The 13,216-nt window shown below is 39.7% G+C and carries 13 protein-coding genes and 2 tRNA genes; 5 read left to right on the top strand and 10 right to left on the bottom strand.

Features of this window, described 5'->3' with window-relative positions:
- Positions 1-43: 43 nt before the first annotated feature.
- The 10 genes from mraY to AC2G3J_RS01345 all read right to left on the bottom strand — a co-directional run bounded on the left by mraY (position 44) and on the right by AC2G3J_RS01345 (position 10,147).
- Positions 44-1,162 carry a phospho-N-acetylmuramoyl-pentapeptide-transferase gene (gene mraY, locus AC2G3J_RS01390; protein WP_004725416.1) on the bottom strand — a complete coding sequence of 373 codons (1,119 nt, stop codon included), beginning with the start codon at positions 1,160-1,162 and terminating at the stop codon, positions 44-46.
- On the bottom strand, positions 1,162-2,571 hold the full coding sequence (locus AC2G3J_RS01385) for a UDP-N-acetylmuramoyl-tripeptide--D-alanyl-D-alanine ligase (protein ID WP_419327979.1): 1,410 nt from the start codon (positions 2,569-2,571) through the stop codon (positions 1,162-1,164). The genes mraY and AC2G3J_RS01385 overlap by 1 nt, the downstream gene beginning before the upstream one ends.
- Before the next feature lie 9 nt (positions 2,572-2,580).
- On the bottom strand, positions 2,581-4,077 hold the full coding sequence (locus AC2G3J_RS01380) for a UDP-N-acetylmuramoyl-L-alanyl-D-glutamate--2,6-diaminopimelate ligase (protein WP_483771055.1): 1,497 nt from the start codon (positions 4,075-4,077) through the stop codon (positions 2,581-2,583).
- Between the two features lie 7 nt (positions 4,078-4,084).
- Positions 4,085-5,920 carry a penicillin-binding protein PBP3 gene (gene ftsI, locus AC2G3J_RS01375; RefSeq protein WP_336953687.1) on the bottom strand — a complete coding sequence of 612 codons (1,836 nt, stop codon included), beginning with the start codon at positions 5,918-5,920 and terminating at the stop codon, positions 4,085-4,087.
- Between the two features lie 9 nt (positions 5,921-5,929).
- Positions 5,930-6,262 carry a cell division protein FtsL gene (ftsL, locus tag AC2G3J_RS01370; RefSeq protein ID WP_336953686.1) on the bottom strand — a complete coding sequence of 111 codons (333 nt, stop codon included), beginning with the start codon at positions 6,260-6,262 and terminating at the stop codon, positions 5,930-5,932.
- The gene (rsmH, locus tag AC2G3J_RS01365) at positions 6,259-7,185 is read right to left on the bottom strand and encodes a 16S rRNA (cytosine(1402)-N(4))-methyltransferase RsmH (RefSeq protein ID WP_336953685.1); all 927 of its coding nucleotides are present in this window, start codon (positions 7,183-7,185) and stop codon (positions 6,259-6,261) included. Before rsmH ends, ftsL begins: the two co-directional genes overlap by 4 nt.
- A 173-nt stretch (positions 7,186-7,358) precedes the next feature.
- Positions 7,359-7,562, bottom strand: a complete 204-nt coding sequence (locus AC2G3J_RS01360) for an N-acetyltransferase (protein ID WP_336953684.1) — start codon at positions 7,560-7,562, stop codon at positions 7,359-7,361.
- Between the two features lie 69 nt (positions 7,563-7,631).
- Positions 7,632-7,793 carry a hypothetical protein gene (locus AC2G3J_RS01355; RefSeq protein ID WP_336953683.1) on the bottom strand — a complete coding sequence of 54 codons (162 nt, stop codon included), beginning with the start codon at positions 7,791-7,793 and terminating at the stop codon, positions 7,632-7,634.
- Positions 7,794-7,893: 100 nt separating this feature from the next.
- The gene (locus AC2G3J_RS01350) at positions 7,894-8,910 is read right to left on the bottom strand and encodes a sulfate ABC transporter substrate-binding protein (protein ID WP_483770563.1); all 1,017 of its coding nucleotides are present in this window, start codon (positions 8,908-8,910) and stop codon (positions 7,894-7,896) included.
- A 244-nt stretch (positions 8,911-9,154) separates the two neighbouring features.
- A complete protein-coding gene (locus AC2G3J_RS01345; protein WP_483770562.1) occupies positions 9,155-10,147 on the bottom strand; it encodes a sulfate ABC transporter substrate-binding protein in 993 nt (330 codons plus the stop codon).
- A gap of 363 nt (positions 10,148-10,510) precedes the next feature.
- On the opposite strand from AC2G3J_RS01345, the gene AC2G3J_RS01340 reads away from it, so the two are divergent.
- The 5 genes from AC2G3J_RS01340 to AC2G3J_RS01320 all read left to right on the top strand — a co-directional run bounded on the left by AC2G3J_RS01340 (position 10,511) and on the right by AC2G3J_RS01320 (position 13,198).
- Positions 10,511-10,822, top strand: coding sequence for a DUF4179 domain-containing protein (locus tag AC2G3J_RS01340; RefSeq protein ID WP_483770561.1), 312 nt, complete (start codon positions 10,511-10,513; stop codon positions 10,820-10,822).
- A 138-nt stretch (positions 10,823-10,960) separates the two neighbouring features.
- Positions 10,961-12,469, top strand: a complete 1,509-nt coding sequence (gene gltX / locus AC2G3J_RS01335; protein ID WP_419327980.1) for a glutamate--tRNA ligase — start codon at positions 10,961-10,963, stop codon at positions 12,467-12,469.
- 58 nt (positions 12,470-12,527) lie between these two features.
- Positions 12,528-12,603: transfer RNA gene (locus AC2G3J_RS01330), tRNA-Ala, on the top strand.
- A gap of 26 nt (positions 12,604-12,629) precedes the next feature.
- Positions 12,630-12,705 (top strand) — tRNA-Glu (locus tag AC2G3J_RS01325).
- Between the two features lie 151 nt (positions 12,706-12,856).
- The gene (locus AC2G3J_RS01320) at positions 12,857-13,198 is read left to right on the top strand and encodes a hypothetical protein (RefSeq protein WP_419327981.1); all 342 of its coding nucleotides are present in this window, start codon (positions 12,857-12,859) and stop codon (positions 13,196-13,198) included.
- Positions 13,199-13,216: the final 18 nt, after the last annotated feature.

Raw genomic sequence — 13,216 nt, 5'->3', positions numbered from 1 at the left:
ATAAAAAAGCCGGCAAATGCCGACTTTTTCAAATCACTCTGGCTTAACGTAATTTTAATGTCATTAGACCCAAAACTACCAGCATAATTGTGATAATCCAAAAACGAATCACCACTTGAGTCTCACGCCAACCTTTTTTCTCATAATGATGATGTAACGGCGCCATAAGAAATACACGCTTATTCCGCATACGCAACGATCCGATTTGCAAGAATACGGAGATTGCTTCTACAACAAATACACCACCCATAATAGCAAAGACGATTTCTTGACGAACCATTACCGCGATTGTACCTAACATTGCCCCCAATGATAACGCCCCTACATCCCCCATAAAGACTTGGGCAGGATGCGCGTTGTACCAAAGAAATGCTAAACCAGCCCCAATCATTGCAGCACAAATAATCACCAGCTCAGACGTATATTTTACATAAGGAATATGTAAATAATTGGCAAAGCGGATATCACCTGCCAAATATGCAAAAACACCTAAACCTGCAGCAACCAAGACAATCGGCATAATCGCTAAGCCATCTAAGCCATCTGTCAAATTTACTGCATTTGATCCACCATTAATCACCAGATAGGTAAAAATAATAAATCCAATACCCAACGGAATGGACGACAATGGAATGCTCAGATTTTTAAAAAATGGAATCAATAAATCCAACATATTCGCAGTATGTACAGGGCTGTCTTGCTGAGTGGCGATTATATACAAAGCAATACCCGCACCTAAGGAACCAACTGAAGTCCAAAAGAACTTCTTCTTAGCAGGTAAGCCCGCATTGTCTTTATAGCGTACTTTAATCCAATCATCCGCCCATCCTACAGCACCAAAGATCACCATAACAGCCAAGACAATCCATACATAAGGATTGGATAAATCTGCCCACAGTAAAGTACTAATCCCAATTGAAAGCAGAATTAAGATCCCACCCATAGTGGGCGTACCCATTTTTTTGGCATGATTTTCAGGTGCATATGAACTAACCGCCTGACCATATTTGAGCGCTTGTAATTTACGGATCATTACTGGTCCCAAGGCCCAACCAATCGCAAGTGCAGTGAGTACACTGAGCAATGCTCGTAACGATAAGTATCGAACAACTTGGAACGCGTTTTCATAACCCGCCAAGTGTTGAAATAACCAATACAGCATTAAACTTTCTCCATCAAATCAGCCATCAACGTTTCCATATGGGTATAGCGAGAACCTTTAAACAAGAAACTCATGGACTGTGGTTGATGTGTTGCAATTAAACTTAACAATAAAGGTAAAGCTTGTTCTTGGTTAAGAAAAGCTTGTAATTTTTTACCATATTGAGTACTTCGCGCACCTTCTTGTGTGGCAGGCGCAAACTCCCCTACCGCGACAACAAAGTCGATCCCATCCACTGAAACCAGATCACGACCCAACATATAGTGTTGCTGAGCAGCAGTATCGCCCAGTTCGCCAATATCGCCAATCACCATCACTTTGATCCCTTGCTGTTGCGCAAGTACTTCAGCTGCTGCACGCATTGAAGTCGGATTGGCATTATAGGTATCATCAATAAATAAGTGCTTGCGCTTATGAATAAAATTCAAACGCCCTTTTGCACCTTGTGCCGACTCCAAGCCAATCACAATATCGTCTAACTCAACACCAATCGCCAAAGCAAATACTGTCGCTGCTTCTGCATTATGAACATTATGTTCGCCTGCAAAAGGCAGATTGACCGTTCTTACACCTTGAGGCGTATTAAGTGTAAAGATTGTAGACTGTGCGTGTAACTGAACATCCGTCGCAAAGACTTCGCCACCCTGACCAAAACTTAACACTTGCTCAGTATGTACCACTTGGCGAATCGCATTCGTAAAATCATCCTGAGCAGGAACAATTGCTATTCCAGCTGGATCAATATGACGGTAAATTTCAGATTTAGCACGGCAAATTCCATCACGTCCACCAAATTCGCCTAAATGTGCAGTTCCAATATTTAGAATACCAGCAACATGTGGCTGTACAAGATTTGAGGTGTAATCAATTTCACCTTGATGGCTTGCACCAAGTTCCATCACCGCATATTGATGCTCTGAACGTAGCTCCAATAACATCATTGGCACACCAAGATCATTATTTAAATTGCCACGTGTAATCAAGGTCGGGGCTAAACGTGAAAGAATACTCCCCAACATCTCTTTGGTGGTGGTCTTACCACTACTACCTGTAAGTGCAATCACTTTTAATTGTGGATGTTGAGCCCGACGATACGCGCCTAAATGCCCCAATGCCAAACGAGTATCCGCCACGACAAGTTGGCAGATATTTGCTTCAATTGGATGGCTAACAATGGCAATTTGGCAGCCATTCGCAGCCACTTGGGCAACAAAATCATGTGCATCAAAACGCTCACCTTTGAGCGCCAAAAAAGCATCACCTAATTCAGCATGACGTGAATCAGTCAAAATACGTTTAATTTCACCTTGTGGTGCTTGATCTAAATACCAATAACCTTGAGTTGCTTCAGCAAGTTGTGCTGCTGACCATGGCTCCAAAGGCACAGTACTGGTGGTAGAGGTGTGCATCTCTTAGTCCTAATGAGCTGGATAAGCTGAATTGGGTTTATTGTGTTGTGTATCTATTGCCGATTGCACTTCAACGATATCGTCAAACCAATGACGGACACCATCAATTTCTTGATAATTTTCATGCCCTTTTCCGGCAATCACAACAATATCACCTGATTGTGCATGCTTTACTGCATATTTGATTGCTTCACGGCGATCACGGATTTCGTGAACCTCATGCTGGCTAAAATCAATTTCATGCTTCATATCGGCAAAAATTTGCTCAGGATTTTCTGTACGCGGATTATCTGATGTGATGATCACAGGATTGGCTTGTTCCAAAGCTGCTTTGGTCATCAATGGGCGTTTACCGCGATCTCGATCGCCACCACAACCAAAGACAGCCCAAAGCTGATTTTCAACATGACGTTTTAAGGTTTTTAAAACCTGAGTTAAAGCGTCTGGTGTATGTGCATAATCCACCACAAACAGACGATCTTGATCACGAATCACTTGCATACGTCCAGGTGCACCTTTTAAGTTAGGTACAACTGCGATAAGTTGCTTTAAATCAAAACCTGCTTGCTCAGCAACAATTAAACTGGCCACCAAATTTTCAATATTAAAATGCCCAAGTAATGGGCTATTCACAGTAAATTCAGCTTTGGCTGTTTTTAGATGGAATGTTGCTCCATCTAGGCCATATTTAATCCCAAATACTTGGTAATCAGCCGCTTTAGAGGTTGAATAGGTCAATACTTTTGGATGTGACAGATTGCTACTTGCCGCATTCATCATTAGATCTGCATGCGCATCGTCTATATTAATTACCGCAACTTTTAGCGTAGCAAATTTAAACAGTAACGCTTTTGCTTCAGCATAGGCTTCAAGCGTCCCGTGATAATCCAAGTGATCTCGACTCAGATTACTATATGCAGCAATCTCAATATCACAACCATTTAAACGACCTTGTGCCAAACCATGTGAACTTGCCTCAATAGAAGCGAATTCAGCACCTTGCATAGAAAATTCATGCAAAAGACTTTGTAAATGTAAAGCATCTAAAGTGGTATGTGAAGACGCTTCTAGGTTTGGCAAAATCCCATTACCTGTGGTTCCCATTACTGCACATTTTTTATTTTGCAATGCCAGTAATTCAGCAACGAGGCGTGAAATCGTAGTTTTACCATTGGTTCCTGTGACTGCAAGAATTCGCGCAGCTTTTACAGGGGATGTTGCTTGTAAATATTGTTTTTGCCATTGACCCATTAACTGACGAACATCTGGGCAGATCAATGCAGATTCAAAACCTAAATCTGTTTCACTAATAATCGCCAATGCGCCTTTGTCTAAAGCAATTTGAGCGAATTGTGCTGTTTTTTCTGGTTCCGAATAACTGGTTAAAGCAATAAAAATTTGTCCTTGTTGTACATAACGACTATCTAGAGAAAAGCCATTAAATGACTCAGACATCCACGTCTTTGTATTATCAACTTTATAAATATCTTGAAAATTAATCATTATGGTTTACCTATGGCTTGGCCTTAGCCGTTTCAAGAGGTTTATCTAAAGGCACATTCATTAAACGTAAAGATTCTTGCATAATTCGAGCAAATACTGGGGCTGCAACCAAACCACCATAATATTGTCCCCGCGGATTTTCGACTACAACAATAACTGCTAAACGAGGATCGCTAATCGGTGCCACACCAGCAAATAAAGCACGGTATTCAGTATTCGAATAGCCTCTGTGGTCAGGACGCAACTTATGTGCTGTACCTGTTTTACCACCGACGCGATAACCAGGAATATTGGCTTGTTTTGCAGTACCACCGGGCATCGTGACTTGCTCTAACATCAACAAAACTTCATCAGCAATTTTAGGAGCTAAAACCTGTTTACCTTTGGGCTGATCATTTAATTTATAGAGACTTAAAGGATATTCCACACCATGATTGGCCAACATTGCATAGCCTTGCGCCAACTGTAAAATAGTAGCATTTAAACCATAACCATAGGCCATTGTGCCAATTTGTGAAGAATTTAACTTTTCAGGTGGAAGTACTAAACCTCCACTCTCACCTGGGAATTTAACTGCAGAACGCTGACCAAAACCCACTTTTCTAAAGAAACTTGGTAAAGTTTCTTTTGGTAAAGACAAGGCAATCTTTGCCGATCCCACGTTCGAAGATTTGATAATCACACCAGTGACGGTCAACGAACCATAATTATGCGTATCACGAATAGTATGGGAGCCTAAACGCATCGAACCAGGACTAGTACTAACCACAGAGTTAGGCGTATATTTGCCACTTTCTAAGCCTGCGGCAATAGTAAAAGGTTTCATGGTTGAACCAGGTTCAAACATGTCAATTGCACCACGGTTCCGCATAGCATCTTTATTACTTAAGCCATTTTTATCATTGGGATTATAAGAAGGCCAACTCGCCATAGCCAGAATTTCGCCCGTTTTTACATCCACAGCAATTGCAGAAGCGGAACGTGCATTATTGGCAACACCCACCGCAGTCAACTCACGATACATAATATATTGCAAACGTGAATCGATACTTAAGGTGATGTTCTCCCCTGCTTTAACTTCTTTCACCACTTCAGGCGTGGTAATACGGTTACCATGTTTATCACGAGAAATCTTTTGCTCACCATCTTCACCCGCCAGACGTGTGTTCAATTGCATCTCTAAACCCTCAATCCCCGTTCCTTCACTATTGGTGAGACCAATAATTTGCGCATTGGGTTGTGGCTGAGGATAGTAACGTTTGTAGGTTTTCTCTGCATAAACACCAGCAAATTTATGCTGTGTAATAAAATCAGCCTGAGGTGGTGGAACTTCTTTTTTGAGTACCAAATAACGAGAACGAGGACGTTCACTTAATCGCTTTTTTAAATCTGCGCGATCAAGACCAACTGCATCTGCTAACTCATCTAGATTTAAATTTTCATCAGGCAGTTGACGTTTAAGCTTGCGACTATTGGGTGTTTTTTGTAATTCAGCCGTAATAGTATCAAACTGTTTTTTAGTCTCAAAATACTCCCGTGGATCAATCACTACTTTCATGATTGGGGAACTGATTGCCAGAGGCACGCCATGACGATCACTAATCACACCACGCATGGCTTTTAATGTTTCAGAACGTAGGATATTGGCATTGGCTTTATTTTGTAAAAAGTCTTTGTTAATCACTTGCACATAAAATGCGCGACCGACCAAACCCACAAAACATAAAAGAACCACGCCCCACATTAAATAGAAACGCCACATATCTATCGATACAGTACTTTTCTGGGTAATTGAAGGCTGCTTTTTACGCGGCTGCCGGGTTGGTTTAGTTTGCTTATCTGCCATACAGATGCCTTACTTCTTCTGCTCTGATTCAGTTGGTAATGAAATGACAACTGTTTGCGCAGCTGGCGGTGAATACATTCTCAATTGTGTCACTGCACGCGTTCCAATTTGTGCAGTTGCACCAAATGTTTGTTGTTCAATGAGCAAACGTCCCCATTCTGCATTGATATCTTCACGTTCACGCATGTAGCTATTTAGATCACGGAAATCATGACGATAGGCAAAGACTTGCAACACCACCATAAAGGCACTGATCAACACAGCAGCAACCAATACACCATAAACAATGGTTTTTTTAATGGCCAGCTTATGACTTGATTCTTCTATAATTTCTTGTTTCATTCTGCGCCTTTTTGTTCTAAGCGTTCTGCAACTCGAAGCCATGCACTACGTGAACGAGGATTGGCTTTGACTTCTTCCTCGCTGGCACGAATTCTGTCTACTTTTTTCAGTCGACGAGTATCTTGTACTTTTTGAGGTAATCCCCAACCATTATCTTCTGGCAACGTTGATTCTTTTTGAATAAATTGTTTAATAATCCGGTCTTCAAGTGAGTGGAAACTAATGACAGCCAAACGTGCATTTGATTTTAACAAATCTACGGCTTGAGGTAAAAAGGTATGTACGTCATCGAGTTCTTTATTAATTTCAATACGAATAGCTTGGAACGTCCGTGTCGCAGCATGTTTATTCTTTTCCCACTTTGGATGCGCAACTTTAACAATTTCCGCTAATTTTCCAGTGGTTTCGATATAACCTGCTTGCTTAATCGCACGTGCAATACGACGACTATAACGTTCCTCACCATATTGAAAAATCACATTGGCCAAATGTTCTTCATCGACATCCAGTAGCCAATCTGCGGCTGTTTGTCCTTGAGAATTATCCATACGCATATCAAGTGGTCCATCTTTCATAAAACTAAAACCACGATCTGCTTGATCTAGCTGTGGTGATGACACCCCTAAATCTGCCATAACCCCATCGACTTGATAAATATCCAATTGATTTAATTCTTGTTGTAAATCTGCAAAACTGGCATGAATAATTTTAAAACGAGGATCTTCTTTTTCTAACTGATATGCTACTTCTAACGCTTGTGGATCTTTATCAAAAGCATAAACTTTTGAATGTTCATCTAATTTAGATAACAATAAACGCGTGTGTCCACCACGTCCAAATGTCCCATCCACGTAAATTCCTGTATTGCGATCTGCAAGTAAAGCATCGACAGTTTCATGTAGTAATACAGAAATATGAGACATAATTATGGTTTCAGTTTAAGCAAAAAAAGTAACTGCACATTATTACCTTGTTTTGCCAAAGCTCCAAACGACTTTTTGTAGGGAAATATTACTTTTTATAGAGAAAACCGTTTTAAAGTGCATTTTATAAAAGTTCAGTACAAAAAATGGCTCATTCATTCTGCTACAAAGCGTTATTGTGTCTTGACCATTTTCACATCACCCTTGTCAAAATACTCTGAAACACGCCAATCCTGTCGGAGATAAAATTCAAAAGTACGACTTTTTTGATCAGTTTCTAAGCAAATTTCGTGAAAAGATTCAAATAATAAATCTTCTGATTTTTTCAAAAGCGCAGTTTCGACACCTTTGGCTTCAAAATCGGGCTGGACAAACATGGCAAATACACTGCTCTCAGTTAAATCTGCAATCGAAAAACCACACGCTTGATGCTGTAGCTCTGTAAGTTAGACAGTCGAAGTATTTTGAATCAAATCTAATATTACCAACTCAGTGATACCAAGTTCAGTCAGTTGTTGTTTTGACAAATGGTTGTCTTTGACTGACGTTCGTATATCAAAAATAATCTCAATATCATCTTCAGTTGCGAGCCTTAGTACAATATCCATAGTTAAATTGATTACTCAGTTTAATATTAGTCTAAATGATTCATAACAGAATGAAAAAACCTCCTAAAAAGGAGGTTGATTCAATCAAAATAGTTGATGTTTAGCGCTTGCTATTATAAATCTGATCAAAAACACCGCCATTGGCAAAGTGAGTTTGTTGCGCTTTTGCCCAACCACCAAAGACTTCATCAATCGTAAAAGTTTTCAGTTCAGGGAATTGATTGGAATATTTAGCTAAGATTTTTGCATTGCGCGGGCGATAGAAATGGCGTGCTGCCATATCTTGACCTATTGGAGAATACAAATAGTTAATATAACCCGTTGCTAACCATTTATTGCCATTCTTCTCTACTGTTTTATCAACAATTGCCACTGATGGTTCAGTCAAAATTGACATCGAGGGGTAGACAATATCAAACTTATTGCCAGATGCTTTCTTACTCACCATGGCTTCATTTTCCCACGTCAGTAAAACATCACCAATCCCACGTTCAGCAAATGTGGTCATCGATGCACGTGCAGCTGGATCCATAACTTTTACGTTATGGTACATCTTAGAAACAAAATCACGTGCTTTAGCATCATTACCACCTGGTTGTTTAAGTGCATAGCCCCAAGCTGAGAGATAGATCCAGCGAGGTAAACCACCTGTTTTAGGGTTAGGCGTAATGATTTGTACCCCAGATCTGGTCAAATCTGTCCAATCCTTGATGCCTTTGGGATTACCTTTGCGTACCAAAAACACAACGGTAGACGTATACGGTGCTGAGTTATTTGGAAATTCTTTTTCCCATCCTGGGTTAATTTGACCTGATTTCACAATTTCGTTGATATCATTGGCCAAAGCTAAGGTCACCACATCACCTTTTAAGCCATCAACCACGGCACGCGCTTGTTTTCCCGAACCACCATGCGATTGTTTAAAATCAACAGTCTTACCTGTACGAGATTTCCAGTAAGCACCAAATGATTTATTAAACTCATCATAAAACTCACGCGTTGCATCATAAGACACATTTAAAAATTCACGGTCAGCAGCATAACTTGCTGTCGTTGCAACAGTTAATCCCGTCACCATAACCACAGCACTCATCAGTGCTTTAAAATTAGTTTTCATATTATGAGTGCTAACATCGCTAAAATTATTCTAAATATATGAAATAAGCGAATAAACTTCAATCAAAAAGCGAAATACCCGCAAACTTAGAACAGATTAAAAATCCATCTATGGTTTTAATTGATGAAAGCGCTCAACATCACTGTGGCTTATATTTTGTCTGTTTTATTTGTTTTATCACAAATATTTCAAGCTAAAAAAGCCCCCCTTTGATCAAAGAGGACTTGTTTGTATTTGATTCAAATTACTTTTCAGCCGTAAATTGATCGTAAATCCCCCCATTGGCAAAATGGTTTTTTTGCGCTTTTGCCCAGCCGCCAAAAACTTGATCTATGGTAAAGAGTTTAATTTTTGGAAATTTTGCCGAATATTTGCCCGCAGCTTTGGCATTACGCGGACGGAAATTATATTTTGCTGCCAAGTCCTGCCCTACTGGTGAATAAAGATAATTTAAATAGCCTTTTGCTAAATTACGATTGCCATCTTTATCAACCACTTTATCGACGATTGCGACTGAAGGCTCGGCTAGAATTGAAATCGATGGATAAATAATTTGATATTTATCTTTATCTGGACCAGACGTCGCCAAAATTGCTTCATTTTCCCAAGACAACAAAACATCGCCAATACCACGATCCGCAAATGTTGTGAGCGAGCCACGAGCGCCTGAATCTAACACTTTGACATTTTTATATATTTGTTTGACTAATTCACGCGCTTTTGCATCATTACCACCCGGTTGTTTTAGTGCGTAACCCCATGCTGATAAATAAATCCAGCGTGGCGCACCGCCTGTTTTAGGGTTTGGTGTAATAATTTCAACTCCTGGTTTTACCAGATCATTCCAATCCTTTATTGCTTTCGGATTGCCCTTACGCACTAAAAAAACAACAGTAGATGTGTAGGGTGCAGAATTATTCGGAAATTCTTTTTGCCAGCCTTTTTCAATCAAACCTGCATTGACAATTTCATCAATATCATTAGCCAAAGCCAGTGTCACCACATCTGCTTGCAAACCATCTACTACTGAACGTGCTTGCTTGCCAGAACCACCATGAGACTGTTTAAATTCAATATCTTGGCCTGTTTTTGATTTCCAAAATTGACCAAAACTTTTGTTATATTCTTGATAAAATTCTCGGGTAGGATCGTAGGATACATTTAAAAATTCTTTCGCTGCATAAGTATTCCCTGTGACGATTAAACTGATCGTACTTAAAAGCAGTAGTTTTTTCATTTCTTTCTCAGTTTCTAATGATTTAGAAGCACTATATTTTTATTATTTTGATTTAACAATCAATTACTTATAAATATTTGAACTAACTTATTCATAATTTAATATATCTAAAAATGTGTATTACTCATGTAAATTATTTAGTATGTTTTTTACACAAATTAACCTAAACTTGAATTCTTCACGATTCATCCACATTTATATGTTATCAATTAAAATATTACATTTCGTTTCAATGATTGTTTTTTAAACATTTTTTGTGTAGTATTATTAAAAAATGTGACGTAGTTATGCTTTTTGTAAGTTGTTTTGCTACAATAAACATGTTCAAGAACAAAAATTTGACCATCAAGGGGAGCCGATGGAATGAATGATTCTTATTTAAAGATCTTGGGCTTAAGTCTAGGACTCGCAGTGATGGCACAGACAGGCCATACTGCTGCAATTAAAGATACAACCAAGCCAATACAATCATTAATTGTTGTGATAGACAAACAATCACCGATTGAAAAAGCGCTTAATCAGCAAAAGCGTGGCGAGAATAAATTGATCTCAGATAAAGATCAGCTTAAAGTTTTAACCTCAATTAAAACCACAGCTTCACAAAACTTTTTAGCTGAACAACATCAGAAATTCTCCTGTTTTGTACAAGCTTTATTCCAACCACATACTTTGTAAAAATTTGATTTAGAAAAATAAATTCTACGCTCCTCAAAAGAATTTAGAAGCCCAATCGTTTATTGGTGAATTAACCCTTAAGCAGTTGGGCTTTTTCGTTATAATAGTTTCAATTTACATTCTGAATAATATTTAGTTATGAAAGTCCGTACTCGTATCGCACCCTCTCCAACTGGTTTTCCACATGTGGGCACTGCCTATATTGCCTTGTTTAACTTATGTTTTGCACAACAACATGGTGGCGAATTTATTCTTCGTATTGAAGATACCGACCAACTCCGTTCAACACCTGAATCTGAAAAAATGATTTTAGATTCACTGCGTTGGTTAGGTTTAAACTGGTCAGAAGGGCCTGATATCGGCGGACCTCATGCTCCTTATCGCCAATCTGAGCGAATGGGAATCTATAAACAATATGCTTTAGAACTTGTTGAAAAAGGGCATGCCTTTTACTGTTTCGCAACAGCGGAAGAGCTTGATCAAATGCGTGCTGAACAACAAGCCCGTGGTGAAACCCCTGGTTATGATGGTCGTGGCTTAAAGCTTTCTCCAGAAGAGGTACAAAAGCGTTTGGCTGCGGGTGAAGCCCATGTGATCCGTATGAAAGTCCCTGAAGAAGGCGTTTGCCAATTCAATGACTTACTTCGTGGTGAAGTGGAGATTCCTTGGGCGCAAGTCGACATGCAAATTCTACTCAAAACAGATGGTTTGCCAACTTATCATTTAGCCAATGTAGTCGATGACCATTTAATGGAAATCACCCATGTGATTCGTGGTGAAGAATGGATTCCATCTGCACCAAAACACCAGTTGCTCTACCAATATTTTGGTTGGGACATGCCAACATTGTGCCATATGCCATTGTTGCGTAACCCAGACAAGTCAAAATTGTCTAAACGTAAAAATCCAACCTCAATCAACTACTACAAAGACATCGGTGTGCTACCTGAAGCCTTACTGAACTATTTAGGCCGTATGGGTTGGTCAATGCCAGATGAAAGAGAGAAATTCTCTTTGGCTGAAATGATTGAACACTTTGATATCCAGCGTGTGTCTTTGGGTGGTCCAATTTTTGATGTTGAAAAATTAAACTGGCTAAATGGACAATGGATTAAGGCACTCAGCCCTGCTGAACTGTTAAATACACTTCTGGCTTGGAAATCTGATCGCCAAACGCTAGAAGATATTGCTGCTGCCATTCAGCCACGTATTAACTTACTGTCTGAAGCGGTAAATTGGGCTGGTTTTTACTTCAACCAATTCCCAACATTGACCAAAGAACAATTTGACAGCAAAAAGCTGACTGAAGAACAAGTTCGTCAAAGCTTACAATTTGCAATTTGGCGTTTAGAAAGCTTATTTACATGGAACAACGATACTGTGAGCCAAACCTTGATGGATTTGGCGAATCAAATGGAAATCAAACTCCGTGATTTCATGCCAGCATTCTTTATCGCAATTGCAGGTTCAACATCATCTACTCCTGTGATGCAATCGATGGTCACCATTGGCCCTGATTTAACCTTTGCCCGTTTACGTCATGCACTTGAAATCGTGGGCGGTCCGAGCAAAAAAGAAGCAAAAGTTTGGGAAAAACTGAACGAAAGCATCAAATTGCCGAAAAATGATGCAGTTGATGAAGCTTAATTAAATTTTCTGTTGACGTGTGAGTGCAATATCCCTAATATTGCGCTCACACAGACTGGGGGTTATAGCTCAGTTGGTAGAGCGCTACAATGGCATTGTAGAGGTCAGGAGTTCGATCCTCCTTGACTCCACCAAAAGTTTTACCTGTGTTGCCTCACTTGTCCCTATCGTCTAGAGGCCTAGGACATCGCCCTTTCACGGCGGTAACCGGGGTTCGAATCCCCGTAGGGACGCCATATTCAAGATGGCGACATCTTTGTAAAAAACCCAAGCATAGTGACTTGGGTTTTTTATTGTCTAAATTTTGATTTAAGCTGCAATTCAGTCTTTTTTGCATTCTAAAATAGAACGATTAGAATATGCTTAGATTATAAATGTGGAGCCACCATGCAATACCAATGCCCAAAGTGCCAAAGTCGAAAAATCTTGCCTGTTACCCATGGGAATACACCTGCTGTACGTCCTGTTGTTCCAAAAAGCTTGGTATTTTTGATTCCGTTACTTTTTATTTTGTTGTTATTGGTTGTCATTAGTATTGTGATGTGGATTTTCAGCAACGGCGCAGGTCAAACATTGCAAATTGCAACCGTCGTGATCTTCATTGCAGCTGTGATTGCAGGGGTAATGTTTTGGCGTGATCTGCCCGATTTTAAAATATCAATGCAATCATTTATGCAAGCCAATAAAAGCTGGAAGTGCCGTGACTGCAATCATGAGTGGCAAATCTAATCCTTCAGCTTTGCCTCA

Source organism: Acinetobacter legionensis (assembly GCF_057165765.1).
This window is presented reverse-complemented; position numbering and strand designations above follow the sequence as displayed.

What these genes read in the sequence shown, in the direction of transcription:
- rsmH (WP_336953685.1), bottom strand. Translation starts at nt 7,185, where the DNA reads ATGTCTCATATTTCTGTATTACTACATGAAACTGTCGATGCTTTACTT.
- AC2G3J_RS01320 (WP_419327981.1), top strand. Translation starts at nt 12,857, where the DNA reads ATGCAATACCAATGCCCAAAGTGCCAAAGTCGAAAAATCTTGCCTGTT.
- AC2G3J_RS01340 (WP_483770561.1), top strand. Translation starts at nt 10,511, where the DNA reads ATGAATGATTCTTATTTAAAGATCTTGGGCTTAAGTCTAGGACTCGCA.
- mraY (WP_004725416.1), bottom strand. Translation starts at nt 1,162, where the DNA reads ATGCTGTATTGGTTATTTCAACACTTGGCGGGTTATGAAAACGCGTTC.
- AC2G3J_RS01345 (WP_483770562.1), bottom strand. Translation starts at nt 10,147, where the DNA reads ATGAAAAAACTACTGCTTTTAAGTACGATCAGTTTAATCGTCACAGGG.
- AC2G3J_RS01385 (WP_419327979.1), bottom strand. Translation starts at nt 2,571, where the DNA reads ATGCACACCTCTACCACCAGTACTGTGCCTTTGGAGCCATGGTCAGCA.
- gltX (WP_419327980.1), top strand. Translation starts at nt 10,961, where the DNA reads ATGAAAGTCCGTACTCGTATCGCACCCTCTCCAACTGGTTTTCCACAT.
- AC2G3J_RS01350 (WP_483770563.1), bottom strand. Translation starts at nt 8,910, where the DNA reads ATGAAAACTAATTTTAAAGCACTGATGAGTGCTGTGGTTATGGTGACG.
- ftsL (WP_336953686.1), bottom strand. Translation starts at nt 6,262, where the DNA reads ATGAAACAAGAAATTATAGAAGAATCAAGTCATAAGCTGGCCATTAAA.
- ftsI (WP_336953687.1), bottom strand. Translation starts at nt 5,920, where the DNA reads ATGGCAGATAAGCAAACTAAACCAACCCGGCAGCCGCGTAAAAAGCAG.
- AC2G3J_RS01355 (WP_336953683.1), bottom strand. Translation starts at nt 7,793, where the DNA reads ATGGATATTGTACTAAGGCTCGCAACTGAAGATGATATTGAGATTATT.
- AC2G3J_RS01360 (WP_336953684.1), bottom strand. Translation starts at nt 7,562, where the DNA reads ATGTTTGTCCAGCCCGATTTTGAAGCCAAAGGTGTCGAAACTGCGCTT.